We start from the raw sequence: 25,879 nt of genomic DNA on the forward strand, positions 1-25,879 counted from the left end.
GGTCGCGCGCTGGCGCGACAGGCCGAGGCCCCGCATGCTAGCTCGCGCTGGGTTCAGGATACGGCGCGCTCTTAGCAGGGCGTTGGCCGAAAGGCACGGGGCAGCACGGCATGGCGATGATGCGCGCGATCGGACTGATGAGCGGCACCTCGCTGGACGGCGTCGACATCGCGCTGATCGAGACCGACGGCGAGCGCGTCCACGTGGTCAAGGGCCACAACAACTTCCTCGAGCCGCTGGGCCCCACCGGCTACCGCGGCTACGCCGACGACGAGAAGGCGCTGCTGCGCGCGGCCACCAAGGACGCCGAATCCGTCCTCCATCCCGCCGACCGGCCGGGGCGTCTGCCGGAGGCCGAGGCCTTCGTCACCCTCGCCCATGCCGAGGCCGTGGAGCGCTTCCTGGAGGAGCACGGCCTGAATGCCTCCGAGATCGACGTGATCGGCTTCCACGGCCAGACCGTGATCCACCGCCCGGACCAGCGGATCTCGATCCAGATCGGCGACGGGCAGGCGCTGGCGACCCGGCTCGGCATCCCGGTCGTCTCGGACCTGCGCCGGGCCGATATCGAGGCGGGCGGGCAGGGGGCGCCGCTGGTGCCGGTCTTCCACAAGGCGCTCGCCGAGGCGTCGGGCTTCGACGGGCCCTTCGGCATCCTCAACATCGGCGGCGTCGCCAACGCGACGCTGATCGACTCGAAGGGCGGCGTCATCGCCTTCGACACCGGTCCCGGCAACGCCCTGATCGACGAGTGGATGCAGGAGCGCGAGGGCAAGAACCTCGACGATGGCGGCCGCACGGCGGCCCGCGGCCGCCCGGACGAGCAGCTGCTTGCCTGGCTCCTGACGCACCCGTTCTTCTTCCGCAAACCGCCGAAGTCGCTGGACCGGAACTGGTTCTCGCACAAGCTCGCCGGGCAACTCTCGACCGAGGACGGCGCCGCGACGCTCACGGCCTTCACGGCCCGGGCCGTGGCCCGCGCCCTTGACCACGCCCCGGAGGTCCCGACCCGCTGGATCGTGGCCGGCGGCGGCGCCCGCAACGGCGAGCTGGTGCGGCTCCTGAACTACCACCTGCGCGCCGAGATCACGACCGCGGACGCGATCGGCTGGTCCTCCGCCTATCTGGAGGCGCAGGCCTTCGCGTACCTCGCGGTGCGCTCGCTCAAGGGCCTGCCGATCACCTTCCCGGCGACCACCGGGGTACGCGAGGCCATCACCGGCGGGGTGCTGGCGCGGCCGTGAGCCTCGGCTACGCCCTCCGGCGGATCGTCGAGGAATACCCGCTCGCCCGGCTCGACCCGCCGGCCGGCCACCCGCTCGCCGCCGTCATCCGCAGGGGTGCGCCGGACGAGCTGCGCGCCGCCCTGGAGCCGATCGACGGGCCGTTCCTGGTGAAGGGCAGCCCGGGGCGCGGGAGCCACTGGGCCGCGATCCCCTGGATCGCCGTGTTCGATCCCGCCGTCACCACCAGCGCCACGCGGGGCTACTACCTCGTCTACCTGTTTCCGGCGAACCGCGAGGCGGTGCACCTGTCGCTGGCGCAGGGAACGGTGGCGGCGATCCGCAGCCACGGTCCGGCGGCCGGTGCCCATCTTCGCGCCAGCGGCGCCGCGCTCAGGACTCGGCTGTCGGACTTCGCCGACGCGCTGCCGAACGCGGCGATCGCCCTCGGCAGCGCGGGCGAATTGCCGGAGGGCTACGAGGCCGCCCACATCCTCGGCCTCACCTACGCCCTCGCCGATCTCGGCGACGAGCGCCGGCTGCGCCGGGATCTCGCGGCGGCGGTCGCGGCGTACCGGGCGCTCAAGGCGCGGGGCGGGCTCGATCTGCCCTGTTCGCCGAAGGCCCGGTGAGGCTGCCGGGCGCTCCGACCCGTCACCGCGCGCGGGTCTGCCCGGCCGCCCTGCACGGGCCGCGTTTGTGCCCCCGCCGCTCCCGCGCTAAGGCAGCCGCGCCATGTCGCACAACACCTTCGGCCACCTGTTCCGCGTCACGACCTTCGGCGAGAGCCACGGGATCGCGCTCGGCTGCGTCGTCGACGGCTGCCCGCCCGGCCTGCCCCTGGAGGCCGAGGAGATCCAGGCCGAGCTGGATCGCCGGAAGCCCGGCCAGTCGCGCTTCACGACGCAGCGCCGCGAGCCCGATCAGGTCAAGATCCTGTCCGGCGTCTTCGCGGACGACCGCACCGGCGGCCGCCAGCTCACCACCGGCACCCCGATCGCGCTGATGATCGAGAACACGGATCAGCGCTCGAAGGACTACTCGGAGATCCGCGACAGCTACCGCCCCGGCCACGCCGACTACACCTACGACGTGAAGTACGGCATCCGCGACTACCGCGGCGGCGGCCGGTCCTCGGCGCGGGAGACCGCCGCGCGGGTCGCGGCCGGCGCGGTGGCGCGCAAGGTCATCCCGGGCGTGACTATTCGGGCGGCCCTCGTGCAGATGGGCCCGCACGCCATCGACCGGTCCCGCTGGGACTGGGACGCGGTCGGCAACAACCCGTTCTTCTGCCCCGATGCCGAGACGGCGTCCTTCTACGAGACCTATCTCGACGGGCTCCGGAAGGACGGCTCGTCGGTCGGCGCTGTCATCGAGGTCGTCGCCGAGGGCGTGCCGCCCGGTCTCGGCGCACCGGTCTACGGCAAGCTGGACGCGGACCTGGCCGCCGCGATGATGTCGATCAACGCCGTGAAGGGCGTCGAGATCGGCGACGGGTTCGCGGCGGCGGCCCTGCGCGGCGAGGACAACGCGGACGAGATGCGGGCCGGCAACGGCGGCCGGCCGCGCTTCCTGGCGAACCACGCGGGCGGCATCCTGGGCGGCATCTCCAACGGCGAGCCGGTCGTGGTGCGGTTCGCCGTGAAGCCGACCTCCTCGATCCTGACCCCGCGCCGCTCCGTCACCCGCGACGGCGGCGAGGTCGATCTCGTCACCAAGGGCCGGCACGATCCCTGTGTCGGCATCCGCGCCGTGCCGGTCGCGGAGGCCATGATGGCCTGCGTGCTGGCTGATCACTATCTGCGCCATCGCGGACAGGTCGGATCCCAGCCCTGATCCGGGCCCGTCCCAACGATTCGAGAATGCCCGTGCCCCACTGCACCGTCACCGAGGCCATCGCGGCCTTCGCCCGCGGCGAGATCGTGGTCGTCACCGACGACGACGACCGCGAGAACGAGGGCGACCTCGTCGTCGCCGCCTCGCTCTGCACGCCGGAGAAGATGGCGTTCATCATCCGCAACACCTGCGGCATCGTCTGCGCGCCGATCACGCAGGCCGAGGCCCGGCGCCTGCACCTCGCGCCGATGGTGGCGTCGAACGACGCACCGCTGGGCACCGCCTTCACGGTCACGGTCGACGTCAAGCACGGGCTGACGACCGGCATCTCGGCGGAGCAGCGCTGCAACACCGTGCGGGCGCTGGCCAACGGCAACATGGGCGCCGGCGACTTCGTGCGGCCCGGCCACGTCTTCCCGCTGATCGCCCGCGACGGCGGCGTGCTCATGCGCTCGGGCCACACCGAGGCCGCCGTCGACCTGTGCCGCCTCGCCGAGCTGCCGCCCGTAGGCGTGATCTGCGAGCTCGCCAACGACGACGGCACCGTCATGAAGGGGCCGCAGATCGAGACCTTCGCCGAGAAGCACGGCCTCAAGCAGGTCTCGGTGGCTGACCTGATCGCCTATCGGCAGGCCCGCGATCGTCTGGTGGAGCGGGTCGGACACTTCCCGGTGCGCTCGAACCACGGCGACCTGAACGCTTACGTCTTCTCGACGCCCTTCGAGTCGATCCAGCAATTCGCGTTCGTGATGGGCGAGATCGGCGACGGCCGCGACGTGCTGGTGCGCCTGCACCGCTCCAACGTCGCTGCCGACGTGATCGGCGGCGGCAAGCAGATCGACGCCGTGCTCAAGCGCTTCGCGGCGGCCGGGCGCGGCGTGCTGGTCTATCTCCGCGACGGCACCGCGGGTGTCCCGGTCAAGAGCGTCACCGACGAGGGAACGGAGGCGCTGCGGGCGCGGCAGTGGCGCGAGGTCGGGCTCGGCGCCCAGATCCTGCGCGATCTCGGCGTGGTCTCGATCCGCAACCTCGCCACCTCGTCCCGCTCCTATGTCGGCCTCTCGGGCTTCGGTATCGAGCTCCTCGGCGACGAGCCCCTGGAGGGCTGAGGCCCGGAAGAGCGCCCCGGTCAGGCGCGGCGCAGGACGGTCCAGAAAGCCGCGCCGGCCATGATCGCCGCGGCGCCGCGGTTCAGCCGCGCGCGAAAGGCCGGCCGCCGGAGAGACTCGCGCGCCCGCGCCGCCAGCGCCGCGTAGGGCGTCATCACGGCGAAGAGGATCGCGGCCGTGATGACGACGAGGGTGACGCAATCCGCCGCCGTCACGCCCCGCAGATCGACGAGCGTTGGCAGGATCGCGAGGTAGAAGACGATCGTCTTCGGATTGCCCAAGGTGATGGTCAGCCCGGCGACGAAGCTGGTCCACGGCCGGTCCCGCGATTCCCCCTCGACCCGGGCTGCGGCTCCGGCCGCGCGCCAGAGCCGGAACGCCAGGTAGGCCAGGTAGAGCGCCGCGCCGTAGCGGACGACGACGAAGACCGCCCCGAGCGCCTCTGCGATCAGCGACAGGCCGAAGATCGCGGCGGCGAGATAGGTCAGGTCGCCGAGGATCAGGCCGAGCGAGAAGGCCATCGCGGCGCCGAAACCGGCGCCCAGGGCCCGGGCGACGAGGGCGACGACGCCGGGCCCGGGGATCGCGGCAGCGACCCCGAGGGCCAGCGCGTAGGTCAGGAAGCCCGCGAGCGTCATCGAGCGGTGCCCGCGGCCGGGACGGGAATGCTCCGCAGGGGTGGGCGCAGACGGCTCCGTGGCGGCATGGCGGCGATCTCCTCCGAGACGCCGATTATCGCCTGCCGCCGGACGACCGCAACGCAGCCGCCGTCAGCGGCCCATCAGCGCGTCGACGTGGGCGGCCACCGACTTGCCGAGGCCCTCGAGGCTGTAGCCGCCCTCGAGGATCGAGACGACCCGGCCGCCCGCGCAGCGCTCGGCCAGGTCCATCAGGCGGCGGGTCGCCCAGCCGAAATCCTCGGCCTCCAGCCGCAGATTGGCGAGCGGGTCCAGCCGGTGCGCGTCGAAGCCGGCGGAGATCACGATCACGTCCGGCCGGAACGCCTCCAGGCGGGAGAGGATGCCGGTCTCGAACGCCTCGCGGAACACCTCGCCGTCGTCGTTCGGCCGCAGCGGCACGTTGACGATCGTGTCCTTCTCGCCCCGCTCGGACGGCGATCCGGTCCCGGGATAGAGCGGCATCTGGTGGGTCGAGCAGTAGAGCACCGAGGCGTCGTTCCAGAAGATGTCCTGGCTGCCGTTGCCGTGGTGGACGTCCCAGTCCACGAGCGCCACCCGCTCGGCGCCGTGCTTCTTCCGGGCGTGCAGGGCCGCGATGGCGGCGTGGTTGAACAGGCAGAAGCCCATCGCGCGGGTCCGCTCCGCGTGGTGGCCGGGCGGGCGCATGGCCACGAAGGCGTTGCGGCACTCGCCGCCGACGACGGCGTCGACGGCGTGCATCCCGCCGCCCACGGCCCGCAGCGTCGCCTCGAGGCTGCCCGCCGACAGGATCGTGTCGGAATCGATGCCGACCATGCCGTGCTCGGGCACCGCCGCCACCAGCGCGTCCACGTACTCGCGCGGGTGCGCGAGGGTGACGGCCTCGATCTCGCCCCGGGGCGCCGTGGCCCGCACGAGGCCCGCGAAGCGCTCGTCCTCCAGGGCCCGCTCCACCGCGCGCATCCGGGCCGGTCGCTCCGGATGCCCCTCGGGGACCTCGTGATCGAAGCTGGCGGGATGGCTCACGTACAGGGTGGTCACGAGGGTCGCTCCCGGGATGCTCGCCTGTCGCGCACCGGCAACAGGAGCCGGCAATGTGCCACGGGCCCAACGCGCGGACTACGGCGGGGTGCCGTTGCCCCCTTATGGTTGCGTGATTCTTCCACGGGACGGACCCGGATCGGCGATCCGCGCGCCCCGTCCGCGGCCGCGACGACCTTCGAGGCGGGGATATGCGCATTATCTCGGGACTCGGCTGCGCCCTGCTGCTGGCGGGCTGCACCTTCAAGGGCGTGCCCGATCCGGCGCTCTCGGCCCGCGACGCCGAGTACATGGCCCTGGTGCCCGAGGCCGAGTTCGATCCGCACTTCGCCCGCTACGAGATCGCCGACCCGACCCGGGAAGCGCCCGGCACGATCGTCGTCGAGACCAAGGAGCGCCAGCTCTACCTCGTCCTGCCGAACGGCCGGGCGATGCGCTACGGCGTGTCGGTGGGCGACGAGGCGTATGGCTGGACCGGCACGGCCCGGATCGACCGCAAGGCGGAGTGGCCGGCCTGGAACCCGCCGGCCGAGATGATCCGGCGCTGGCCGCACGTCCACGCCATGCAGGGCGGCCCGATGAACCCGCTCGGCGCCCGCGCCCTGTACCTGTCGGATCGCGGTCGGGACACGCTCTACCGGATCCACGGCACGAACGAGCCCGAGAAGATCGGCCAGGCGGTCTCCTCGGGCTGCATCCGAATGCGCAACATCGACGTGGTCGACCTCTACAACCGGGTGCCCGTGGGAGCCACGGTCATCGTCCGGTAACGCAACCGGTCAACGTCCCAATAAGCCTGCTTGCTCGGGGGGTGTTTACCTGAACTTCCGTTCAGATCTCGCCATTAACCTCTGGAAGGGGAGCGGTCCCGTAAGTTGAAGACACACAGGGACTAGAGCCGACCGCAACAAAGGTCGGGGAGGCAGGCGATCATGACCACCATTTCCGTTCAACAGTTCTGCAACCATGCTGTCTCGGCCGGCACGATCAGCGACGAGGACCTGCTCGTCCTGAAGCGCGAGGTTCTCCCGGACGGCCTCATGAACCGCGAGGAGGCCGACCTCCTGATCGCCCTCGAGCGGGCGGTGATCGGTTCCGACGCCTTCGCCGACTTCCTGGTCGCCTCGGTCGTCGACTTCGCCGTGTGGGGCTCGCGCCCGACCGGCTACATCGACCGCGACGTCGCCGCGTGGCTCGCCGCCTCGCTCAGCGGCCGCGACGGCCCGAGCGCGGTGGGTGCCCGGATCGCCATGGAAGTCGTCCGCGAGGCCGAGAGCAGCGCCGAATCACTGGTGGCCTTCGCCCTCGAGGCCAACCGTCGCGCCCGCGACACGGTCCAGGCCCCGCGCATGACCTTCGCCCTGGCCGCCTGAGCCTCAGACCAAGGCGCAGCTTCCGTCGGCGGCGCAACTGATCTATCGGGACAGTCAAGCCGGTGCGCAATCCGGCGATCTCGAAAGCAGTGCGCCAGCGATGTTCGACAAGATCCTGATTGCCAACCGGGGTGAGATCGCCTGCCGGGTGATCAAGACGGCCCGGAGGATGGGCATCAAGACCGTAGCGGTCTACTCGGATGCCGATCGCGACGCCGTGCACGTCGCCATGGCCGACGAGGCCGTGCATATCGGGCCCGCTGCCGCCTCCGAATCGTACCTCGTGATCGAGAAGATCGTCGAGGCCTGCAAGAAGACCGGCGCCCAGGCCGTCCATCCGGGATACGGCTTCCTCTCCGAGCGCGAGGCCTTCCCGAAGGCGCTCGAGGCCGCCGGCATCGTGTTCATCGGCCCCAACCCGGGGGCCATCGCCGCCATGGGCGACAAGATCGAGTCGAAGAAGGCGGCGGCCGCCGCCGAGGTCTCGACGGTTCCGGGCTTCCTCGGCGTGATCGAATCACCCGAGCACGCCAGGAAGATCGCCGACGAGATCGGTTACCCGGTGATGATCAAGGCCTCCGCGGGCGGCGGCGGCAAGGGGATGCGCATCGCCTACTCGGGCGAGGAAGTGGCGGAGGGCTTCGCCCGCGCCAAGTCGGAGGCGGCCTCCTCCTTCGGCGACGACCGCGTCTTCATCGAGAAGTTCATCACCGACCCGCGCCACATCGAGATCCAGCTGATCGGCGACAAGCACGGCAACGTCGTCTACCTCGGCGAGCGCGAGTGCTCGATCCAGCGCCGTAACCAGAAAGTGATCGAGGAGGCGCCGTCGCCGCTCCTCGACAAGAAGACCCGCCGCAAGATGGGCGAGCAGGCCGTCGCGCTCGCCAAGGCGGTGAACTACGATTCGGCCGGCACGGTCGAGTTCGTCGCCGGGCAGGACAAGTCCTTCTACTTCCTGGAGATGAACACCCGTCTGCAGGTCGAGCATCCGGTCACCGAGATGATCACCGGCCTCGACCTCGTCGAGCTGATGATCCGCGTCGCGGCCGGCGAGAAGCTGCCGATCACCCAGGACGACGTGAAGCTGAACGGCTGGGCGGTCGAGAGCCGCGTCTACGCCGAGGACCCGACCCGCAACTTCCTGCCCTCGATCGGTCGGCTGACCACCTACCGTCCGCCGGAGGAGGGCCAGCAGGGCACGGCGATCATCCGCAACGATACCGGCGTGGAGGAGGGCGGCGAGATCGCCATCCACTACGACCCGATGATCGCCAAGCTGGTCTCCTGGGCGCCGACCCGGGCCGAGGCGATCGCCGCGCAGGGCGAGGCCCTCGACGCCTTCGCCATCGACGGCATCCGCCACAACATCCCGTTCCTCTCGGCGCTGATGGCCCATCCGCGCTGGCAGGAGGGTCGGCTGTCCACAGGCTTCATCGCCGAGGAATTCCCCGAGGGTTTCACGGCTCCGGAGCCCGCCGGCCCGGTGGCGATCCGCATGATGGCGGCGGCGGCGGCGATCGACCACAAGCTCAACCAGCGCAAGCGCGGCATCTCCGGGCAGATGCGCGCGCCCGGCCTCTTCGCCTTCGAGCGTGAGCGCGTGGTGATCCTGGCGGGTCAATCCTTCCCGGTGACGGTCGAGCCGGAGGGCGAGGACATCCTCGTCACCCGCGACGACGGCACGGCGCTCACGGTGGCGAGCGCCTGGCGCCCGGGCGAGCCGGTCTGGATCGGCACGATCGGCTCGGAGCGCGTGGCGATCCAGGTGCGCAGCCTGCTCAACGGCGTGTTCCTGCAGCACGCCGGCGCGGCCGCCGAGGCCCGGGTCTACACCCGCCGCGAGGCGGAGCTCGCCGCCCTGATGCCGGTGAAGGAGCAGGCCGGCTCGGGCAAGCAGGTGCTCTGCCCGATGCCCGGCCTCGTGAAGCAGATCCTCGTCACCGAGGGCCAGGAGGTGAAGAACGGCGAGCCGATCGCGGTCGTCGAGGCCATGAAGATGGAGAACGTCCTCCGCGCCGAGCGCGACGCGACGGTGGGGAAGATCCACGCCAAGGAGGGCGACAGCCTCGCGGTCGACGCGGTGATCCTGGAATTCGCCTGATCGCGGGGCACGCGTCGCGCTCGCGGCCGTGACTACGGTTCACAATGAGCAGACCAAGCTGCTGGCGACGGCGCTGAACAACATCGCGGTTGCCTACGTCGTCATCGGCTTCGTCACGCCGATGACGGCCGCGAGCTTCGGTGTGCCGAGTGCACCGGCGCTGCGCGTCGAGAACGCGATCTTCACGCTCGTTTGGCTGGGGACCGGCTGCGCAGTACTGTTACGGTGCGAGGCGTGCCCTCCGGAGCCTGAAGCCGTGAACTACGACTGGATCTTCGTAACGTTCGGCATTCCGGCGATCACGCTGGCGATCGCCTACGCGGCCGTGCGCGCGAACGAGCGGGCCGCGCAGCGCCTCGATCCCCCAGCGGGCGAGTAGGCTCTCACAGCTCCGGCATGCCCCTCTATTTCGCCTACGGCGCCAACATGGATGCCGCCGCGATGGCGCTGCGCTGCCCGGTTTCGCGGCTGATCGGCGGCGGACATCTGCCGAACCACCGCTTCATCATCATGCGCGAGGGCTACGCGTCGGTCGTGCCCGATCGAAGGCGCACCGTCTGGGGCGTCCTGTGGGAACTCGCTCCCGACGACATCCCGGCCCTCGACCGCTACGAGGGCGTCGCCGGGGGGCTCTACACCAAGGCGGCGCTGCCGATCCGCACCGGGGAGGGCGTCAAGCGCGCCCTGATCTATCGCGGATGCTCGACCGCGCCCGGGCGTCCGAGGCCCGGGTACCTGGAGGCGGTCGTCGCGGCGGCGCGCGCGGCGCAGCTGCCGCCCGCCTATCTTCGGGAACTCGGCACCTGGACCCGCGGCCTGCCCGCTTGAGCGTCGCGCAGTTGGTACGCGACATGCTTGCCCACGAGCGAGCTGGAGGGCGAGCGGCAGCACCGCGCCCGTCCGGCCATCCGTGATTGCGCGGCGCGCCCGTCGGTCAACGACGATCGGCGTGCGTTCGCGAGGGAGAGTTGTGCATGTCGTATCTGGCGCCCGCCGATTTCGTGAAGAAGGCCGTCGATGCCGGTGAGGCGAAGGTCTTCATGGCTACCAAGGACACGTTCATCCGGGCCTACATGGCCGGCGCGATCCTGGCGCTCGCCGCCGCCTTCGCGGTGAGCGTCAACCAGGCGACCGGCCAGCCGCTGGTCGCGGCGCTGCTGTTCCCGGTCGGCTTCTCGATGCTGTACCTGCTCGGCTACGACCTGTTCACCGGCGTCTGCGTGCTCACGCCGCTCGCCCTCATCGACAAGCGCCCCGGCGTCACCGTGGCCGGCGTCGCCCGCAACTGGGTGCTGGTCTTCTTCGGCAACTTCGCGGGCGCCCTGACCACCGCGGTGATGATGTCGATCGTCTTCACCTTCGGCTTCGCCACCGAGCCGAACGCCGTCGGCAAGCTCATCGCCGGGATCGGCGAGGCGCGCACCCTCGGCTACGAGAAGTACGGCGCCTCGGGGATGCTGACGCTCTTCGTCCGCGCCATGCTGTGCAACTGGATGGTCTCGACCGGCGTCATCGGCGCCATGCTGTCGACCTCGGTGCCCGGCAAGGTCATCGCGATGTGGATGCCGATCACGGTGTTCTTCTTCATGACCTTCGAGCACTCGGTGGTGAACATGTTCCTGTTCCCGTCGGCGATCCTCATGGGCGGCCACCTCACGGTGATGGACTACCTGCTCTGGAACGAGATCCCGACGCTGATCGGGAACATCGTGGGCGGCATCGCCTTCACGGGCCTGATGCTCTACTCCACGCATGTCCGCACCGGCGCGACGCGGACCCCGGCCCTCGGTGCCGGCATGCGTCGCCCGATCGCGGCCGAGTGAGGCCATCCCGGCCCGCGCCGCCGGCGCGGGCCCATCCAGGCGAGACCGCGCCCGCATGAGCGAGACCCGGACGATCTCCGTCATCGTCACCGGTCGCGTCCAGGGCGTGTCCTACCGGGCCTGGACGCAGTCCGAGGCCCGCGCCCGCGGCCTCGCCGGCTCCGTGCGCAACCGCGACGACGGCACGGTCGAGGCGGTCTTCAGCGGCGCGCCGGAGGCCGTGGCGGAGATGGCGGCCCTGTGCCGGTCGGGTCCGCCGGGTGCGCGCGTGACCGACGTGGCCGCGCGGGACGGCGGCGACGTGCCGCGCGACGGCGAATTCCGGATCCTGCGCGACTGAGATCGCCGCGGCGGGTTCAGCGCGCGCCCGCGGACTGGTATGGCGGACGGCCCCTTCGCGTATCCGCCATCCGGAGACCATGACCGACCTGTCCGCCGGCAGCGCCGCCTTCTCGCATCTCGATCTCGCGGCGCTGCTCTACTTCGTCCTCGCCTGGATCGCCTACGGCCTGTCCGTCGGCCGGCTGCGCGGCAGGATGGTCTCCCTCAGCCAGATCATGAACGGCCACCGGGCCAACTGGGCGCGCCAGGTCATCGGCCGCGACAACCGGGTGGTCGACACGCAGATCAACGCCTCGCTGCAGAACGGTACGGCCTTCTTCGCCTCGACTTCGCTCATCGCGCTGGGTTCCGTCCTGACCCTGTCGCGCTCCGGGGACGACGTCCTGAACCTGTTCGCCACGCTGCCCTTCGGGACGGTGGCCAATCGCCTGACCTGGGAGCTGAAGGTCGCCGGCCTCGCGCTGATCTTCGTCTACGCGTTCTTCAAATTCGCCTGGGCCTACAGGCTGTTCAATTACACGGCGATCCTGCTGGGCGCCGTGCCGCACAAGGGGTCCGGCACGAGCGACGTCGAGATGCTGCGGGCGGTGCGGCGGCTCGCGGCCATGAACGTCAGCGCCGGGCGGCACTTCGCCCGCGGTCAGCGCGCGTTCTTTTTCGCGCTGGCCTATCTCGGCTGGTTCATCAGCCCCTACGTGCTGTTCGTCTCGACGACGGCCGTCGTGATCATCATGTGGCGCCGCCAGTTTGCCTCGGAGATCCGCAAGGCTCTCCTCGAAGCCGGGGAGGGGCCCCACGAGGGACCGCTCGAGGCGCCGCTCCTGTCGCCCGCCGAAGAGGCCCGCACATGACCGACCCACGACCCGACGACGCCGCGATCGAGACGGCGATGCTGCGCCTCGTGGCCGAGCGCGGCGCCGACAAGACCGTCTGCCCCTCGGAGGTCGCCCGCGCCCTCGGCGGCCCGCACCCGGACGGCTGGGGCCCGCTGATGCAGCCTGTGCGCCGGGTCGCGGTGCGGCTCGCCCATGCCGGGCGGATCGCGATCCTGCGGAAGGGGAAGCCCGTCGACCCGGACGATTTCCGCGGGATCTACCGCCTGTCGCTGCCGACCTCCGATGCGGCCTCGGAAGCCCCCCTGGAATCCGGTCCCGGCAGCCAGTCCGGCGTGTAGCCGGACAGGCGATAGGCGACGAGGCCGATCCACTCCTTCACGGCCAGGTCGAACTGGAGCAGCCCGTCCGACGCGAAGCCGTGGAAATGCGCGACGTCGCCCCAGCCGCGGGTCCGGTAATCCACCGGGAACGCGTCCACCGCGAATCCGGCCTGGCGGAAGCAGCCGACCGCCCGGGGCATGTGCCAGGCCGAGGTCACGAGCAGCCAGCGCTCGCCGGGCTTCGGCTGCACCAGGGCCGCCGAGAAGGCGGCGTTCTCGTGGGTGTTGCGCGAGCGGTTCTCCAGGATAAGGCGCGTCCGCGGAACGCCGATCACGTCCGCCTGCCGGCTCACGATGTCGGCTTCGGCCATGCCGCCCGCGATGAAGCCGCTGCCGCCGGAGAAGACCAGCCGCGCCGCCGGGTAGCGCCGGGCGAGGTCGGCGAGATAGATCGGCCGCTCGCCGGCATCGTTGACGACGATCTGGCGACGCGCCTCCGAGAGGCCCGTCTCGATGCCGCCGCCCAGCACGATGATCCCGGCCGGGGCCGGCCCGTCATCCGGATAGGCGGGGAAGCGCTGCTCGAGGGGGATCAGGGCCACGTCCGACAGGGGCGCCAGCCCGGCCGCGCCGAGCAGCAGGGTGCCGAGCAGCGCCAGACCGAGGCCGGCCCTCCGCCACCGCGTCACCGCCGCGACGGCGATCCCGAGCAGGATCGCGAAGATGCAGAAGTTCGACGGGGTGATCAGGAAGAAGATCACCTTCGAGACGGGGAAGAACACGGTGCTCAGGCCGGCTTCGTCTCGGCCTCGAACCGGGCGAGCGCCGCGGCGTCCGGCGGAAGGAGACTCGCGAGGTCGGCGCCGCGCTCGACCTCGCGCTGGATCCAGAGATCGAGGCGCTGCTGCTCGACGGCCTCCAGGGCGACCCGCTCGGCGAGCGCCGCCGGCACGGCGACGAGGCCGCTCGAGTCGCCGACCAGGATATCGCCGGGATGGATGGCGGCGCCGCCGCAGGCGACGCGCTCCTGCGTGCCGACCAGGGCCAGGGCCCCTGTGGCCGCGGCCGGCCGGCACCAGGCGGGGAGGCCGATCTCCTCGGGCAGGGCCGCGTCGGTGATCAGACCGACGGCGCCGCGCTGGGCGAGGCGTGCCGCCAGGATCGCTCCGAATGGCAGGGCGAGGGCGGAGGCCGCGGCATCGATCACGACCACAGCGCCTTCGGGGACGGCATCGATGGCCGCGGCGAGATCGCCCGCGGCGTCGTCGCGGGCCGGGATCATCCGCATCGTGTAGGCGGGCCCGACCACGGTTCCGCTCCCCCGCGCCGAGAGCCCGTGTGGCGTGCAGGCCTTCACCCCGGCCCGCGCAAGGGCGCGGGCGAGGCTCGCCGGTGTCACGGCGGAGAGCGCGTCGCGCAGGGTTGGGTCGATCGCCATCGGGGGCTCCGTGAAAGGCCGGTCCCGGTCCGGGCGGCGCGGTCGGGGAAGGTGGATCGCGCGGGCGTGCCGGCAAGGCTCCGGGCGCCCGCGGCGGCCGTCAGGCGATGGGCTCGCCGAGCGCCCGGGCGGCACCGGGCCGGACGGCGATCCGGTCGTACCAGCGCCGCAGCGCCGGGCGCTCGATCCGCTCGGCCGGAAGGTTCAGCCAGCGATGCGCCGCGCAGCCGAGGGCGATGTCAGCGATGCCGAAGCTGTCGCCGACCGCGTAGGTCCGGTCCGCGAGATGGCGGTCGAGGATCTCCGCCATGGCCTCGCTCTTCTTCAGCGATGCGGCGATCAGGCCGCGGTCCGGATCGGCCGCGCGGTAGAGCTGCCAGAAGGCGTCGCGCATGGCCGGCGTGAAGCTCGTGGCCTGCCAGTCGAGCCACTGCTCCGCGTGGGCGCGCGCCCGGGGGTCAGCCGGCAGGGCCAGGGCCGGGCTCACCGCCGCCAGGTAGCGGAGGATCGCGTTGGATTCCCACAGGACGAAGCCGTCCTCCTCCAAGGTCGGGACGAGGCCGTTCGGGTTCATCGCGCGGTAGCCGGGGTCGTCGACGACCCCGTGGGCGCCGCCGGCCTCGACCCGCTCGTACGGCAGGCCCGTCTCGTCGAGTCCCCACACCGCCTTCTGCACGTTCACCGAGGTGAGGCGGCCCCAAAGCCTGCGCATAATCGAAGAGTCTCCGTCACGCCTTCGGCGGGTAGGCGTGGTCCTGCCCGCCCGGATCGGTCACGCGCACCCCGTCGGGGGTGTCGTGCAGGTAGCCCGGTCCGATCGGCACCTTGCCGTGGCCGCCGGGAATGTCGAGCACGTAGGTCGGCTGGGCGAGGCCGGAGAGGCGGCCGCGCAGGGCGCGCATCAGCGCCTGCCCCTTGGGCACGTCCGTGCGCAGGTGGGCCGTCCCGGGGGCCAAGTCGCCGTGGTGGAGATAGTACGGTTTGATCCGGTTCTCGACGAGGATCCGCATCAGCGCCTCGAGGGTCGCGGCCTCGTCGTTGACGCCGCGCAGGAGCACCGACTGGCTGACCAGGGGAATGCCGGCATCGACCAGCCGGGCGCAGGCGGCGCTGGCGGCGGCGGTGAATTCCCGCGGATGGTTCGCGTGCACGGCGACGAAGACCGCCCGCCCGAACCGCTTGAGCGCCTGGACCAGGGCATCGGAGACGAGATCGGGCTTCACCACGGGCACGCGCGTGTGGACCCGCATGACCCGGACATGGGGGATGGCGGCGAGGCGCTCCGCGATGGCGCCGAGGCGGCGCGGCGAGAGCGCGAACGGGTCGCCGCCGGTGAGCACCACCTCCCAGATCCGCGGATCCTGCGCGATGTAGGCGAGGGCGGCGTCGAGTTCGGCGTCGGTGAGGGTCCCGAGCCCGTCGGGTCCGACCATCTCCCGGCGGAAGCAGAAGCGGCAGTAGACAGGGCAGATGTGGAGCGGCTTCAGCAGCACGCGGTCCGGGTAGCGGTGCACGATCCCCGTCACCGGGGCGTGGGCGGCGTCGCCGATCGGGTCGGCGCGCTCCTCCGGCGTCGCCACGGCTTCCGCGGCGCGGGGCACGAACTGGCGGCCGATCGGGTCGTCGGGGTCCTGCGGGTCGATCAGCTCGGCCATGTCGGGCGTCACCGAGACCGCGTAGCGCGCGAGGACGGCGCCGAGGGCCTCGGCCTCCGCCCCCGAGATCAGGCCGCCGGTGAGGAGGTCGTCCGCGCTGCGCAGGACCCGGTTCATGGCCGCGTCTCCGCCACGGGAGTCCAGATCACGTCCTCGACCCGGGTAGCCCCGCAGGCCAGCATCGCCAGGCGGTCGAAGCCCAGGGCGACTCCCGACGCCTCCGGCATGACGGCCAGCGCCGCGAGGAACTCGTCGTCGATCGGGTAGCGCTCGCCGTAGACCCGCTGCTTCTCGGCCATCTCGGCCTCGAACCGGCGGCGCTGCTCCGCCGGGTCGGTCAGCTCGCCGAACGCGTTGGCCAGCTCGACGCCGCAGGCGTAGAGTTCGAACCGCTCGGCCACCCGCGGGTCGTGCGGCGCCGGACGGGCGAGGGCGGCCTCGCTGACCGGGTACTCGCACAGGATGGTCGGGCGGCCGAGGCCGAGATGCGGCTCGATCCGCGCGACGAGGACGCGGGAGAACAGGTCGGCCCAGGTATCGTCCGGGGCGACCCGGAGGCCGGAGGCCGCGACGGCGGCGGCCAGAGTCTCGCGGTCCGTCTCGCCGCCCGGCGCGACGCTCGCCAGCAGGTCGATCCCGGCGAAGCGGTCGAAGGCCTCGGCCAGGGTGAGGCGCTCCGGCTCGGCGAAGGGATCCGTCTCCCGGTCGCGGAAGGTGAAGCGGCGGGCGCCGGCGGTCTCGGCCGCGCCGGCGAGCAGGTCGGCGCAATCCGCCATCAGCGCCGTGTAGGGGGCGCCGGCCCGGTACCACTCGAGCATCGTGAATTCGGGATGGTGCAGCGGCCCGCGCTCGCGGTTTCGGAACACCCGGGCGACGCTGAACAGTCGTGGCTCGCCCGCCGCCAGCAGCTTCTTGCAGGCGAATTCCGGCGAGGTGTGCAGGTAGAGGGACGTGCGGGCGCCGCTCGCACCGACGGCCTCGGTGGCGAAGGCGGACAGGTGCGCCTCGTTGCCGGGCGAGACCTGCAGGCAGGCGGCCTCGGCCTCGACGAAGTCGCGGTCCGCGAACCACGCGCGGAACGCCGCGAGGACGCGGTTGCGCAGGAGCAGCGCCGGGCGCCGGTCGGCGTGGCGGCCGGCCGACCACCAGGGGGAGGCGGGTCCGCTCACGACCGGCCTCCGCGCCGGATCGGGACCGGCCGGCTCCAACCGGGACGCGTCGCGTTCTGGAGCACTCTCATCCTCGGACCTGACTGGCTCCGGGCCGCGGAGACGCGCCGCGGCCGATGCCGGTTGCCATCGACGGTCCGCGCCCGCCCGCTGGCAACCGCGGCGCAGATGCGATAGTGGCGGGGTCCGAGATGCAGCGCCCGCGCTTGGCGCGTGCCGGCCCCCATGTCAATGCAGGACGCAATTCCGTGAAGGTGATCGCCTCAACGCTCCGCAAGGGCAACGTCGTCGAGAAGGACGGCAAGCTCTACGTGATCCTGTTCGCCGAGAACATCCACCCCGGCAAGGGCACCCCGGTGACCCAGCTCGACATGCGCCGGATCACGGACGGCGTGAAGGTGTCCGAGCGCTACCGGACGACCGAGCAGGTCGAGCGCGCCTTCGTGGAGGATCGCGAGCACACCTTCCTCTACAGCGACGGCGAGGGGTTCCATTTCATGAACCCCGAGAACTACGAGCAGATCGCGGTGCCGCAGGACGTGGTCGGCGACGCCGCCCCGTACCTTCAGGAGGGCATGGCGGTGATGCTCTCCGTCCATAACGGCGTCCCGCTGACCATCGAGCTGCCCCAGCGTGTCACGCTCGAGGTCGCCGAGACCGAGCCGGTCCTGAAGGGCCAGACCGCCTCGTCGTCCTACAAGCCCGCGACCCTGTCGAACGGCGTGCGCACGACCGTGCCGCCCCACATCGCCGCCGGCACCCGCGTCGTCGTCATGACGGCCGACGGATCCTACGTCGAGCGCGCCAAGGACTGATCCGGTCCGCGCCGGCGACCAACCCTGCGAGGTCGGTCGCCGCGTTCAGCGCGCGGATCGCGTGGCGGCCTCCAGGGTGGCGTAGCAGCCCTGCGAGATCGCCTGCGCGCGCAGGCGCTCCGTCCCGCTGAAGGGACGGCCATCCTCCCGGAACAGGTCCTCGCGGAGCAGCGCCTCCGAGGTGCAGCGGGCGGCGATGCGGCAGAGCGGCGGCTCGCCGCCGGTGCGCGCGCAGATCGTCACGTAATCGGCGCGGAACGCCCGCAGCCCGGCACGCGGATTGACGCCGACCACCGTGACGAGCCCGGTCAGCAGCGCCAGCAGCAGCGGCTGGTGGATGAGGTAGATCGCGAGGCTGTGCCGGCCCGCGAAGGTGGCGGCGCGGCCGAGCCGCGTGCGCGGCGCCCAGGCTCCCAGCCGCGACCGGGCGAGCCGCGGCAGGGCCAGACGACCCAGGACGATGCCGGCCAGCACCAGCCCGAACCAGGGGAAGAGCGGCACGTAGTCGTTCGTCCGCGGCAACACCGAGCCGAGGCCGAGGAAGAACAGGGCCGGCGCGTCGAGGACGGGCGCGTGCACCACGTGCGGCGCGGCGAGCACGGCCGCGGCCGCGACGGCGGTGACCAGGACCGGCAGGAACAGGAACGGCAGCCCGAGCAGGCTCGAGACGGCGATGCAGTGGAGCACGCCGAAGAACACGAAGGCGTCCGGGAACATGACCCAGGTGCCGAGAGTCACGAGGAGCGCCGCCCCGCCGATCCGCGCGAACCGCAGCAGCGTCGGTCGAAGCCGGACCCCGCGCCCGTTCATCAGCACGAGGCCGACGCCGACCAGGACCAGGAAGGTGCCGGCAATCGTCTCGGCGGCGTGCCGCCCCGTCGGCGTCAGCGCGTAGTTCTCCGCGGTCAGCCGCAGGTGACCGAGATCCCAGAGCGTGTGGTAGCTCGCCATCGCCAGCAGGGCGGCCGCCCGCGCCGCGTCGATGATCGGCAGGCGGCGCCGCTGCGAGGCGGGCGCGACCGGGGAGGCGGCGACGGGACGGTCGAGGGTGACGTCAACGGACATGATGGTGCACCCAAACCATGTCGGGGCCGCCCTTTCCATCGCGCCGTGCGACGGACGCTCCGACCGAGCCCGAAGCGGGTACGTCGGCTCTCGGAAACGTGAACGCCGACGCGGCGTGCGCGGGAGTGCCGGGAGGGAGAGCCGGCATCCGGAAAACCCCTCGGCAGCCCCGACGCTTAAACGCCGGTTTCGCCCGAGCCTGCGACCGATCGACTGTTGCGGCCCCGCCTCCTTGCGCCAAGATTGCAACTTGGCGTCACTGTTCTGCCGGCCAAATGGGCTTCCCGGACATCAGGACTTCGTTAATCTTGCTGGGAGAGCGCGCGGCGTGATTCGGTGTAGGTTGCTCGGCCATGTCTGACGAACGCGGATCCGGGCCGGAGAACCCCGAGCGGGGGATTGTCGCCCGAACCGGCGAACTGGATCAGCACGAGGATGAGGCGCTCGACCTCGTCGAGGTGGCCGGCCGCATCAAGTGGTTCGACGTCTCCAAGGGTTTCGGGTTCATCGTGCCCGACGACGGTGCGCCCGACATCCTGCTCCACGTCACGTGCCTGCGGCGCGACGGCTACCAGGCGGCCAGCGAGGGCGCCCGCATCGTCGTGGAGGCCGTCGAGCGGCCCCGCGGCTGGCAGGCCTTCCGGGTCATCTCCCTCGATCAGGCGACGGCGGTGCATCCCTCCGAGCTGCCGATGCCGCGCACGCACGTCACCGTGACGCCGACCAGCGGGCTCGAGACCGCCGTCGTGAAGTGGTTCAACCGCCTGCGCGGGTTCGGATTCCTGACCCGCGGCGACGGGACGCCGGACATCTTCGTGCATATGGAGACGCTGCGGCGCTACGGGATCGCCGAGCTGAAGCCCGGCGACTCCGTCCTGGTGCGCTACGGCGACGGCTCGAAGGGCGTGATGGCGGCGGAGGTGCGGCTGATCGACGGGACGATGCCCGCGTCCCATTGAGGCCGCGTTTCCCCGGCCCGGCATACCCCGTCCTATCTCCTTGCCGATGCTCGGAAAATCCGGAGCCGGATTTCCCTTCGGCATGTCCTGGTCTATCACCGGGCGACGGGCCTCACGGTCCGCGCGCCATCCCACGAGAGGCATGAGCCTGTGAGACCCCTCCTTCGCACCGCCCGGGCGGCCGCCATCGCCTGCCTCGCCCTGACCGCGATCGCCCCGGCGCCCGCCGTCGTGGCGCAGGCGGCCGCCCGGGCCGCCGCGACCAAGTCGGAGCCGCTGACGATCGTCACGAAGGCCGGGCCGAAGCGCTTCGACGTCGAGGTGATGCGCGACGACGCCGCCCGCGCCCGCGGCCTCATGTTCCGCCGGCACATGGCGGCCGACCACGGCATGCTGTTCGACTTCGAGCAGAACCAGCCCGTCACGATGTGGATGAAGAACACCTACCTGCCGCTCGACATGGTGTTCATCCGGCCCGATGGGACGATCAGCCGGATCGCCGCCGACACCGAGCCGCTCTCCACGGCGATCATCCCGTCGGGCGGCCCGGTGGTGGCGGTACTTGAGCTGAACGCCGGCACCGCGGCGAAGCTCGGGATCGCCCCGGGCGACCGGATCGAGCACGCCATGTTCAAGGCCCGCTGAGGCGCGCCCGCGCGATTCGCGAACGCACCGGGAACAAGCGCCTTGACCACCGCCGATTTCCGCTCCAGTGTTCCGGCAATGTTCCGGCGCGCCGGAAGGCTGGTTCAGGGCGGAGGACCCGATGGGCGACGCGGCTGAGGTCGAACTGTTCGGCAACGACGACTGGTCGGTGCAGGCGGACGGAATCGAGCACCGCCAGACCGGCTACTTCATCGCCCGCTCCGCGCTCGCGACGCGCCGGGCGGAGGGCCTGTGGGACTGGCCGCTGCAGATGGCCGAGAAGCGCTGGTGCCGGCCGAGCCTGTTCCGCGAGGCGTTCCTCGCCGCTCTCGACCGGTTCGGCATCCCGCGGGACGCCGAGCTGATCCGCTCCTTCGCGCTGGGCTACGGCATCCGCGCCGTGATCTCGCCGGCCGCCGAGACCTTCGTGAGCCTGGGCGACATGCTGAAGCCCCGCGAGATCGCCGAGCCGGCGCGCGCCGCCAGCCCGCGGCCCGTCCGGGCCCTGGCGGCCGCTGGCGCCTGAGGACCCGGCGACGGCGGCCGATTTGACCCGGGCGGCCGCCCGCGGATAGCCCTCAGCCTCGGAACGAGGGAGAGAGCACGATGGCGGATCACGACCGGGCCGGACTCGACGGGTTGATCACGCCGCCCCTGTCGCGACGGGGCTTCGTGATGACGAGCCTGATGAGCGGGCTGACGCTCGCGACCACCCGCGTCGAGGCCCAGGTGATCCACACCGACAGTGCGGGCATCGAGGCCGGCGAGGTGAAGATCCCGGCCGCGGACGGGCCGATGCCGGCCTACCGCGCGGTTCCGGAGGGCGCGGGCCCGTTCCCGATCGTCCTGGTGATCGAGGAGATCTTCGGCGTCCACGACTACATCAAGGACATCTGCCGCAGGCTCGCGAAGGCTGGCTACTGCGCCGTGGCCCCCGAGCTCTACGCCCGCCAGGGCGACCTCTCGACCATGTCGGATCCGAAGCAGATCATCCGCGACGTCATCGCGAAGACGCCGGACGCGCAGTGGATCGGCGATCTCGACGCGACGGTGGCCTGGGCGGCCTCGGCGGCGAAAGGCGACCCGAACCGCCTCGGCGTCATGGGATGGTGCCGCGGCGGGCGCGCCACGTGGCTCTACGCGGCGCATCGTCGCGACCTGAAGGCGGCCGTCGCCTGGTACGGGCCGGTCGGTGGCGAGCGGACCGACATCCAGCCACGCACCGCCGGCGACGTGGCGGCCGAGATCCACGCGCCGCTCCTCGCCCTCTACGGCGGGGCCGATACCGGCATCCCCGTAGCGGCGGTCGAGGAGGCGCGCGACCGCGCCAGGGCGGCCGGCAAGAGCGTCGAACTCGTGGTCTACCCGGACGCGCCGCACGGCTTCCACGCGGATTATCGTCCGAGCTACCGCCGCGAGGCGGCGGAGGACGGCTGGAAGCGCGCGCTGGCCTTCCTGAAATCGCACGGCGTCGGCTGAATAGTCGGCCCAGGACGCCCGATCGGGCGCGTTCCGGGGTGGCTGTGTTACCCAAGACACGGCCACAACTTCACAATCGTGCAAGGATCCAAGGAGGATCTGTGCCCGCGCGGGTCTGGCCCTTCGCGGCGCTCGGGCGTTGAACCGATCGAAGCGACCGTCGTTCAGCCCCTGTAGAGTGTCCTGGTCTATGAGCGATTCGGTACAGCCTGGCCAGAAGCCCGTGATCCTCGTCGTGGAGGACCAGCCCGACGAGCGCTTCCTCGCGGCCACGCTGCTGGAGGATACCGGCTTCAGGGTGATCGAGGCCGAGACCGCCGATCGCGCCCTGGCGATCCTCAACGATCGCGCGGACGAGGTCAGTGTCGTGTTCTCGGACGTCCGCACGCCCGGACCGATCGGCGGCTTCGAGCTCGCGCGGATCATCGGCGTGACTTGGCCGCGCGTGCGGGTCCTGCTGACCTCGGGCGACGCGGGCGACCAGCCGAGCGACCTGCGCGTCTCGGCGACCTTCATCCCGAAGCCGTGGCGCGCCGAAGACATCCTCGCCTGGGTGGAGCAGGCGGCCGGGCGACCCTCGGCCGGGTCGGGACCGTCCGTTATCGGACCGGGCGGCAAAATAATCCCGTCCGGCTTGGAAACCTGAGGCGGCCGCACAGTTGTACGCCACTCCGGAGCGCGCCGCGCCCGGACTTCCGCAGTACAACCGATCCCCGACGCCGCCATGAAGATTGTCGCAACCAACCACGCCGATTCACTCCGACGCCCCGGTTCGCGGGATTCGGCGGAATCCGCCGTTCTCGACACGGTCCGGGAGGGGCTGCTCAGTGTCTACGGCACGGCGGATCGCGACCTGCCGGCGGAATTGGCGGCGCTGGCGCGGCAGCTCGACCGTCCGGGTCCCGCGGGCTGCGGCCCGACCTAGCTTCCGCCGCGGAACCTTGACAGGAGACTGCGCCAGCGGGTCGCCAAGACGAGAGAATCTGCTATTCAGCGCATTCTGACCTGCCGACGCAGTGCGTCTCTCAGTCGAGTCCCGGATGCGTCTCACAGTTCTTCGCGGATCGCTCACCGCCGCCGCGATCCTGACCCTGGCCGGTCTCGCGTCCGTTCAGGCGGCGACCCCGCCGGCCCAGCCCGCCGACGGCGCGGGCGGTGTGGGTGACCGCAAGGCGACGGTGACCAAGCGGCTGCTCGGGCGCGGCACGGCCTCGACTTACGCGTTCTACGCCGCGGGCGCGGCCCCCGAGAAGGGCCGGCCGGTCGCGATCGTCCTGCACGGGTGGGGCGCGGTCAATCCGCAGAGCTACGGCGGCTGGATCGATCATCTCGCCCGCCAGGGCTGGCTCATCTTGTATCCACGATTTCAGGAGGTGAACCGGACCCGCCCGGCCGACGCCCCGGCCATCGCGGAATCCCTCGTCAAGGCGGCCCTCGCCGAGATCGCGACGGACGGCGAGGCGAAGCCCGACCTCGGCCGCGTCGCGATGATCGGCCACCTCGCCGGGGCTCCGCTCGCCATGGATCTGGCTGCCGCGGCCAAGGCCCAGGGCCTGCCGGTGCCGAAGCTGATCTTCGCGGTGATGCCTGGCGGCATCGCCAGCGGGCCGAAATCCCGCGGCATCGCCCTCAACGACCTGTCGGCGATCGATCCCGCGACGCTGATCGTGACCATGGTCGGCGACAAGGACACGCGGGCCGCCGATCTCGCGGCCAAGCGCCTCCTGCGCGAGGCGAGTGCCGTGCCGCTGGAGCGCAAGCTCTTCGTGCGGGCGCTGTCGGACGATCACGGCTTCCCGGCCCTGACGGCGACCCTGGCGGCCCCGGCCGGCGTGGACACGGCCTACGACGGCGGCGCCATCAAGCCGGGCCCTGAGCCGAAGGACGCGCCCAAGGACGCGACGAAGCCGCCGCCGTTCCGCTGGTCCGCCGACATGGCGCTGTCCGGCGAGCAGCAGACCCTGGTCTCGCAGATCAACCTCGCCCGGGTCGACGCACTCGATTATCTCGGTTTCTGGAAGACCTTCGACCTCGCCGCCGCGGCGGCCTTCGCCGGATCGGACGCGACGGCGCTGAAGAACAATCCGCGCCTCGCCGACATGGAGCGCTGGAGCGACGGCTGGCCGGTGAAGCGGCTCGCCGTCGAGACGCCGCGGCCCACGCCGGCCGCGCAGGCCGGGACGCCGGCGCCGGCACCCGCCGGACGCAAGCGCTGAGGTCGGACGGCCCGGCAGCTTGGCCTTGGCGCGCGGCTTGCTAATCTCTCCCCGTTCGACACGGGAGGGAGATCATGCCCGAGTTCGTCGCCAGCCTGCTCGCCGCCGCGGCCTTCTGCCTGACGTTGCTCGCGCTGAACGCGCTGACACGGCTGCTGATCCAGGCGCATATCGCCCCCTCGGATCTCGGCGAGACCGGCTTCCTGCAGGTCGGCGGTGCGCTCCTGATGGCCCGGGCGGCCTACCGGCGGGCGCCCCAGCGCCGACCGGGCTGACGCTCAGCGCAGGAACGCGCCGAACGAGCGTGGGCCGTTGCCCGTCGGGATGGTCGCCAGCACCTTGAGCGTCTTCGAATCGAGAACGCTCAGCGTGTTGTCGCCCCAGTTGGCGACGTAGAGGCGTCCGTCGGGATCCGCGGCGATCCCTTCAGGGTGGTCGCCGACATCGACATCGGCGATCGGCTTGAGCGTGGCGAGGTCGAACGCCGTGACGCTGCCGGCATACTGGTCCGTCACGAAGCCGCGCCCGCCGGCGAGGGCGATGACGTAGGGCCGGCGGCCGGTCGGGATGCGGCCGATCTCGCGCCCTGTCTTCAGATCCAGCACCGAGACGTCGTCGCCGGTCACGTTGGCCGTGTAGGCGCGCCCCGCCGCGGCATCGAGCGTGATTCCGAACGGATGCTGCCCCACCGGGATGACCTTGGTCTCCCGCCGGGTCGCGGCGTCCACGACCGAGACCGTGTCGGCCTCGCGGTTGGCGACGTAGAGCGTCGCCCCGTCGGGGCTGACGGCGATCCCCGAGGGCGAAGCGCCGACGGCGATCTCGCCGTCCGGAACCAGGGTGCCGTCGCGCTCGGTCAGCACGAACAGGCGGTGCCCGTACCAGTCGGCCACGTAGACCGCGCCGCCCCGCGGGTCGGAAGCGACGCCGAGCGGGCCGCCGGGCAGCGGCACCTCGGACAGGACCTTGCCGGCGTCGAGGTCGAGGATCGCGAGGCCGTGCCCCTCCGGCCGCGTGACGTAGGCCCGCCGGCGATCGGGCGACAGGGCGATCCCAGCCGGGGCCCCGTCGACGGGGATGCGGCGCACCACCTTCCCGGCGGCCAGGTCGACGATCTCGACCGCGCCGCCGAGCTGGGCGGTGACGATGGCCTCCCGGGCCGGTTCGGCGCGGGAGGCGGTCGCCACGAGGACGAGGCCGGCGACGAGGGTCGCGCGGCCCCGAGCCGGGCTCACGAGCCCTTCTCGACCTTGGCCTTCAGGTTGGCGAGGCTCGCCTTGATCCAGTCGCCGACGCCCTTCTCGGAGGCCTCGTCGTTCAGATCCGGCGGCGGGTCGTTGTTCATGTAGCCGCGATAGAACGCCGCCTTCCACTCGACCTTCGACTTGGCGTTGCCCTCGGGCTCGACCGTGATGGTCGCCGAGTAGTCGTTCGCCGGAAGATCCTTCACGTCGACCTTGTCGATGTAGTAGGAGAACAGCTTGTCCTCCGGCTTGTACTTGTTGCTGGTCTCGGAGATCTGATTCCCGTTCTTGAGCGTCAGCACACGCTTGAACTTGCCGGCCGGGTCGCCGTTGAGCTCCGTCTTGGTGACGTTCTGCATCCAGTCGGAATTCTTCAGGTCGCCGACCACGGCCCAGACCTTGTCGGCGGGGGCGTTGATCTCGATCGACTCGGTGATCTTGCGCCGGGTCGGGCCGTGGGCCTGCGCGGTCGCCGCCACCAGGGCCGCCGTGGCCGCCAGGGCCAGGGTGATTTTCTTCATCTTGTCC

The 25,879-nt window shown here is 71.5% G+C and carries 32 protein-coding genes; 22 read left to right on the plus strand and 10 right to left on the minus strand.

Annotated features, from left to right (window positions below):
* The first annotated feature begins 110 nt into the window (after positions 1 to 110).
* The 4 genes from H288_RS0107875 to ribB all read left to right on the plus strand — a co-directional run bounded on the left by H288_RS0107875 (position 111) and on the right by ribB (position 4,168).
* Positions 111 to 1,244: an anhydro-N-acetylmuramic acid kinase gene (locus H288_RS0107875; RefSeq protein WP_020092047.1), complete on the plus strand. Its 1,134-nt coding sequence runs from the start codon at positions 111 to 113 to the stop codon at positions 1,242 to 1,244.
* On the plus strand, positions 1,241 to 1,855 hold the full coding sequence (locus H288_RS0107880; RefSeq protein WP_020092048.1) for a DUF3578 domain-containing protein: 615 nt from the start codon (positions 1,241 to 1,243) through the stop codon (positions 1,853 to 1,855). Before H288_RS0107875 ends, H288_RS0107880 begins: the two co-directional genes overlap by 4 nt.
* A 103-nt stretch (positions 1,856 to 1,958) precedes the next feature.
* Entirely contained in the window at positions 1,959 to 3,059 is a 1,101-nt protein-coding gene (gene aroC / locus H288_RS0107885) for a chorismate synthase (RefSeq protein WP_020092049.1), read from the plus strand.
* Positions 3,060 to 3,091: 32 nt separating this feature from the next.
* Positions 3,092 to 4,168: a 3,4-dihydroxy-2-butanone-4-phosphate synthase gene (gene ribB, locus H288_RS0107890; protein ID WP_026604765.1), complete on the plus strand. Its 1,077-nt coding sequence runs from the start codon at positions 3,092 to 3,094 to the stop codon at positions 4,166 to 4,168.
* Between the two features lie 20 nt (positions 4,169 to 4,188).
* On the opposite strand, the gene H288_RS0107895 is transcribed toward ribB, so the two are convergent.
* Positions 4,189 to 4,806 carry a LysE family translocator gene (locus H288_RS0107895; protein ID WP_020092051.1) on the minus strand — a complete coding sequence of 206 codons (618 nt, stop codon included), beginning with the start codon at positions 4,804 to 4,806 and terminating at the stop codon, positions 4,189 to 4,191.
* A 132-nt stretch (positions 4,807 to 4,938) separates the two neighbouring features.
* A complete protein-coding gene (locus tag H288_RS0107900) occupies positions 4,939 to 5,868 on the minus strand; it encodes a histone deacetylase family protein (protein ID WP_020092052.1) in 930 nt (309 codons plus the stop codon).
* Between the two features lie 191 nt (positions 5,869 to 6,059).
* Between H288_RS0107900 and H288_RS0107905 the strand changes: the two genes are divergently transcribed.
* The 9 genes from H288_RS0107905 to H288_RS0107945 all read left to right on the plus strand — a co-directional run bounded on the left by H288_RS0107905 (position 6,060) and on the right by H288_RS0107945 (position 12,684).
* Complete coding sequence (locus tag H288_RS0107905) at positions 6,060 to 6,638, plus strand: L,D-transpeptidase (protein WP_020092053.1); 579 nt, start codon at positions 6,060 to 6,062, stop codon at positions 6,636 to 6,638.
* A 162-nt stretch (positions 6,639 to 6,800) separates the two neighbouring features.
* On the plus strand, positions 6,801 to 7,241 hold the full coding sequence (locus H288_RS0107910) for a hypothetical protein (RefSeq protein WP_020092054.1): 441 nt from the start codon (positions 6,801 to 6,803) through the stop codon (positions 7,239 to 7,241).
* 100 nt (positions 7,242 to 7,341) lie between these two features.
* Positions 7,342 to 9,345, plus strand: coding sequence for an acetyl/propionyl/methylcrotonyl-CoA carboxylase subunit alpha (locus tag H288_RS0107915; RefSeq protein WP_020092055.1), 2,004 nt, complete (start codon positions 7,342 to 7,344; stop codon positions 9,343 to 9,345).
* A 28-nt stretch (positions 9,346 to 9,373) separates the two neighbouring features.
* Entirely contained in the window at positions 9,374 to 9,724 is a 351-nt protein-coding gene (locus H288_RS32180) for a hypothetical protein (protein ID WP_020092056.1), read from the plus strand.
* A gap of 17 nt (positions 9,725 to 9,741) precedes the next feature.
* Positions 9,742 to 10,173 (plus strand): gamma-glutamylcyclotransferase family protein, encoded by a 432-nt coding sequence (locus H288_RS0107925; RefSeq protein WP_020092057.1) that lies wholly within the window; start codon positions 9,742 to 9,744, stop codon positions 10,171 to 10,173.
* Positions 10,174 to 10,319: 146 nt separating this feature from the next.
* Positions 10,320 to 11,168, plus strand: coding sequence for a formate/nitrite transporter family protein (locus tag H288_RS0107930; RefSeq protein WP_020092058.1), 849 nt, complete (start codon positions 10,320 to 10,322; stop codon positions 11,166 to 11,168).
* Between the two features lie 55 nt (positions 11,169 to 11,223).
* Positions 11,224 to 11,508 carry an acylphosphatase gene (locus H288_RS0107935; RefSeq protein WP_020092059.1) on the plus strand — a complete coding sequence of 95 codons (285 nt, stop codon included), beginning with the start codon at positions 11,224 to 11,226 and terminating at the stop codon, positions 11,506 to 11,508.
* A 79-nt stretch (positions 11,509 to 11,587) separates the two neighbouring features.
* Complete coding sequence (locus H288_RS0107940; RefSeq protein ID WP_020092060.1) at positions 11,588 to 12,361, plus strand: DUF599 domain-containing protein; 774 nt, start codon at positions 11,588 to 11,590, stop codon at positions 12,359 to 12,361.
* Positions 12,358 to 12,684 (plus strand): DUF3253 domain-containing protein, encoded by a 327-nt coding sequence (locus H288_RS0107945; RefSeq protein ID WP_020092061.1) that lies wholly within the window; start codon positions 12,358 to 12,360, stop codon positions 12,682 to 12,684. Before H288_RS0107940 ends, H288_RS0107945 begins: the two co-directional genes overlap by 4 nt.
* On the opposite strand, the gene H288_RS0107950 is transcribed toward H288_RS0107945, so the two are convergent.
* The 5 genes from H288_RS0107950 to epmA form a co-directional block, all read right to left on the minus strand.
* Positions 12,603 to 13,448, minus strand: a complete 846-nt coding sequence (locus tag H288_RS0107950) for a YdcF family protein (protein WP_020092062.1) — start codon at positions 13,446 to 13,448, stop codon at positions 12,603 to 12,605. The two genes, H288_RS0107945 and H288_RS0107950, sit on opposite strands and share 82 nt — an antisense overlap.
* 5 nt (positions 13,449 to 13,453) lie before the next feature.
* Positions 13,454 to 14,104, minus strand: coding sequence for a dimethylmenaquinone methyltransferase (locus H288_RS0107955; RefSeq protein WP_020092063.1), 651 nt, complete (start codon positions 14,102 to 14,104; stop codon positions 13,454 to 13,456).
* 100 nt (positions 14,105 to 14,204) lie between these two features.
* Entirely contained in the window at positions 14,205 to 14,816 is a 612-nt protein-coding gene (locus H288_RS0107960; protein ID WP_020092064.1) for a glutathione S-transferase family protein, read from the minus strand.
* Positions 14,817 to 14,832: 16 nt separating this feature from the next.
* Complete coding sequence (locus H288_RS0107965) at positions 14,833 to 15,876, minus strand: lysine-2,3-aminomutase-like protein (RefSeq protein WP_020092065.1); 1,044 nt, start codon at positions 15,874 to 15,876, stop codon at positions 14,833 to 14,835.
* Positions 15,873 to 16,928 (minus strand): EF-P lysine aminoacylase EpmA, encoded by a 1,056-nt coding sequence (epmA, locus tag H288_RS0107970; RefSeq protein WP_026604766.1) that lies wholly within the window; start codon positions 16,926 to 16,928, stop codon positions 15,873 to 15,875. Before epmA ends, H288_RS0107965 begins: the two co-directional genes overlap by 4 nt.
* A 191-nt stretch (positions 16,929 to 17,119) precedes the next feature.
* Between epmA and efp the strand changes: the two genes are divergently transcribed.
* Positions 17,120 to 17,743 (plus strand): elongation factor P, encoded by a 624-nt coding sequence (efp, locus tag H288_RS0107975; protein WP_199778764.1) that lies wholly within the window; start codon positions 17,120 to 17,122, stop codon positions 17,741 to 17,743.
* Between the two features lie 45 nt (positions 17,744 to 17,788).
* Here the strand turns inward: efp and H288_RS0107980 are convergent, their stop codons facing one another.
* Positions 17,789 to 18,808 (minus strand): heparan-alpha-glucosaminide N-acetyltransferase, encoded by a 1,020-nt coding sequence (locus tag H288_RS0107980; RefSeq protein WP_020092068.1) that lies wholly within the window; start codon positions 18,806 to 18,808, stop codon positions 17,789 to 17,791.
* A gap of 353 nt (positions 18,809 to 19,161) precedes the next feature.
* On the opposite strand from H288_RS0107980, the gene H288_RS0107985 reads away from it, so the two are divergent.
* From H288_RS0107985 to H288_RS0108020, 8 genes are all read left to right on the plus strand, one after another.
* Entirely contained in the window at positions 19,162 to 19,767 is a 606-nt protein-coding gene (locus H288_RS0107985; RefSeq protein ID WP_020092069.1) for a cold-shock protein, read from the plus strand.
* 210 nt (positions 19,768 to 19,977) lie between these two features.
* Complete coding sequence (locus H288_RS0107990) at positions 19,978 to 20,412, plus strand: DUF192 domain-containing protein (RefSeq protein ID WP_081636457.1); 435 nt, start codon at positions 19,978 to 19,980, stop codon at positions 20,410 to 20,412.
* A 121-nt stretch (positions 20,413 to 20,533) separates the two neighbouring features.
* A complete protein-coding gene (locus tag H288_RS0107995; protein ID WP_020092071.1) occupies positions 20,534 to 20,938 on the plus strand; it encodes a hypothetical protein in 405 nt (134 codons plus the stop codon).
* An 80-nt stretch (positions 20,939 to 21,018) separates the two neighbouring features.
* On the plus strand, positions 21,019 to 21,891 hold the full coding sequence (locus H288_RS0108000) for a dienelactone hydrolase family protein (RefSeq protein ID WP_020092072.1): 873 nt from the start codon (positions 21,019 to 21,021) through the stop codon (positions 21,889 to 21,891).
* Between the two features lie 190 nt (positions 21,892 to 22,081).
* Entirely contained in the window at positions 22,082 to 22,537 is a 456-nt protein-coding gene (locus H288_RS0108005) for a response regulator (protein ID WP_026604767.1), read from the plus strand.
* 78 nt (positions 22,538 to 22,615) lie between these two features.
* Positions 22,616 to 22,816, plus strand: a complete 201-nt coding sequence (locus H288_RS0108010; protein WP_020092074.1) for a hypothetical protein — start codon at positions 22,616 to 22,618, stop codon at positions 22,814 to 22,816.
* Positions 22,817 to 22,931: 115 nt separating this feature from the next.
* Entirely contained in the window at positions 22,932 to 24,107 is a 1,176-nt protein-coding gene (locus tag H288_RS0108015; protein WP_020092075.1) for an alpha/beta hydrolase, read from the plus strand.
* Positions 24,108 to 24,181: 74 nt separating this feature from the next.
* Entirely contained in the window at positions 24,182 to 24,382 is a 201-nt protein-coding gene (locus H288_RS0108020; protein WP_020092076.1) for a hypothetical protein, read from the plus strand.
* 3 nt (positions 24,383 to 24,385) lie between these two features.
* On the opposite strand, the gene H288_RS0108025 is transcribed toward H288_RS0108020, so the two are convergent.
* Complete coding sequence (locus tag H288_RS0108025) at positions 24,386 to 25,342, minus strand: YncE family protein (RefSeq protein ID WP_020092077.1); 957 nt, start codon at positions 25,340 to 25,342, stop codon at positions 24,386 to 24,388.
* Positions 25,339 to 25,872 carry an SRPBCC family protein gene (locus tag H288_RS0108030; RefSeq protein WP_020092078.1) on the minus strand — a complete coding sequence of 178 codons (534 nt, stop codon included), beginning with the start codon at positions 25,870 to 25,872 and terminating at the stop codon, positions 25,339 to 25,341. The genes H288_RS0108025 and H288_RS0108030 overlap by 4 nt, the downstream gene beginning before the upstream one ends.
* Positions 25,873 to 25,879 lie beyond the last annotated feature (7 nt).

This window comes from Methylobacterium sp. 285MFTsu5.1 (assembly GCF_000383455.1).
Classification (GTDB): domain Bacteria; phylum Pseudomonadota; class Alphaproteobacteria; order Rhizobiales; family Beijerinckiaceae; genus Methylobacterium.

Excerpts from the sequence above, each read along its gene's own strand:
- H288_RS0107965 (WP_020092065.1), bottom strand. The coding sequence starts at position 15,876 with ATGAACCGGGTCCTGCGCAGCGCGGACGACCTCCTCACCGGCGGCCTG.
- H288_RS0107995 (WP_020092071.1), top strand. The coding sequence starts at position 20,534 with ATGGGCGACGCGGCTGAGGTCGAACTGTTCGGCAACGACGACTGGTCG.
- H288_RS0107925 (WP_020092057.1), top strand. The coding sequence starts at position 9,742 with ATGCCCCTCTATTTCGCCTACGGCGCCAACATGGATGCCGCCGCGATG.
- H288_RS0107960 (WP_020092064.1), bottom strand. The coding sequence starts at position 14,816 with ATGCGCAGGCTTTGGGGCCGCCTCACCTCGGTGAACGTGCAGAAGGCG.
- efp (WP_199778764.1), top strand. The coding sequence starts at position 17,120 with ATGCAGCGCCCGCGCTTGGCGCGTGCCGGCCCCCATGTCAATGCAGGA.
- H288_RS0108015 (WP_020092075.1), top strand. The coding sequence starts at position 22,932 with ATGCGTCTCACAGTTCTTCGCGGATCGCTCACCGCCGCCGCGATCCTG.
- H288_RS0107875 (WP_020092047.1), top strand. The coding sequence starts at position 111 with ATGGCGATGATGCGCGCGATCGGACTGATGAGCGGCACCTCGCTGGAC.
- H288_RS0108000 (WP_020092072.1), top strand. The coding sequence starts at position 21,019 with ATGGCGGATCACGACCGGGCCGGACTCGACGGGTTGATCACGCCGCCC.
- H288_RS0107910 (WP_020092054.1), top strand. The coding sequence starts at position 6,801 with ATGACCACCATTTCCGTTCAACAGTTCTGCAACCATGCTGTCTCGGCC.
- H288_RS0107955 (WP_020092063.1), bottom strand. The coding sequence starts at position 14,104 with ATGGCGATCGACCCAACCCTGCGCGACGCGCTCTCCGCCGTGACACCG.
- aroC (WP_020092049.1), top strand. The coding sequence starts at position 1,959 with ATGTCGCACAACACCTTCGGCCACCTGTTCCGCGTCACGACCTTCGGC.
- H288_RS0107940 (WP_020092060.1), top strand. The coding sequence starts at position 11,588 with ATGACCGACCTGTCCGCCGGCAGCGCCGCCTTCTCGCATCTCGATCTC.
- H288_RS0108020 (WP_020092076.1), top strand. The coding sequence starts at position 24,182 with ATGCCCGAGTTCGTCGCCAGCCTGCTCGCCGCCGCGGCCTTCTGCCTG.
- H288_RS0107905 (WP_020092053.1), top strand. The coding sequence starts at position 6,060 with ATGCGCATTATCTCGGGACTCGGCTGCGCCCTGCTGCTGGCGGGCTGC.
- H288_RS0108005 (WP_026604767.1), top strand. The coding sequence starts at position 22,082 with ATGAGCGATTCGGTACAGCCTGGCCAGAAGCCCGTGATCCTCGTCGTG.
- H288_RS0107895 (WP_020092051.1), bottom strand. The coding sequence starts at position 4,806 with ATGACGCTCGCGGGCTTCCTGACCTACGCGCTGGCCCTCGGGGTCGCT.
- H288_RS0107945 (WP_020092061.1), top strand. The coding sequence starts at position 12,358 with ATGACCGACCCACGACCCGACGACGCCGCGATCGAGACGGCGATGCTG.
- H288_RS0107985 (WP_020092069.1), top strand. The coding sequence starts at position 19,162 with ATGTCTGACGAACGCGGATCCGGGCCGGAGAACCCCGAGCGGGGGATT.
- H288_RS0108010 (WP_020092074.1), top strand. The coding sequence starts at position 22,616 with ATGAAGATTGTCGCAACCAACCACGCCGATTCACTCCGACGCCCCGGT.
- H288_RS0107930 (WP_020092058.1), top strand. The coding sequence starts at position 10,320 with ATGTCGTATCTGGCGCCCGCCGATTTCGTGAAGAAGGCCGTCGATGCC.
- H288_RS0107980 (WP_020092068.1), bottom strand. The coding sequence starts at position 18,808 with ATGTCCGTTGACGTCACCCTCGACCGTCCCGTCGCCGCCTCCCCGGTC.
- H288_RS0107915 (WP_020092055.1), top strand. The coding sequence starts at position 7,342 with ATGTTCGACAAGATCCTGATTGCCAACCGGGGTGAGATCGCCTGCCGG.
- H288_RS0108030 (WP_020092078.1), bottom strand. The coding sequence starts at position 25,872 with ATGAAGAAAATCACCCTGGCCCTGGCGGCCACGGCGGCCCTGGTGGCG.
- H288_RS0107935 (WP_020092059.1), top strand. The coding sequence starts at position 11,224 with ATGAGCGAGACCCGGACGATCTCCGTCATCGTCACCGGTCGCGTCCAG.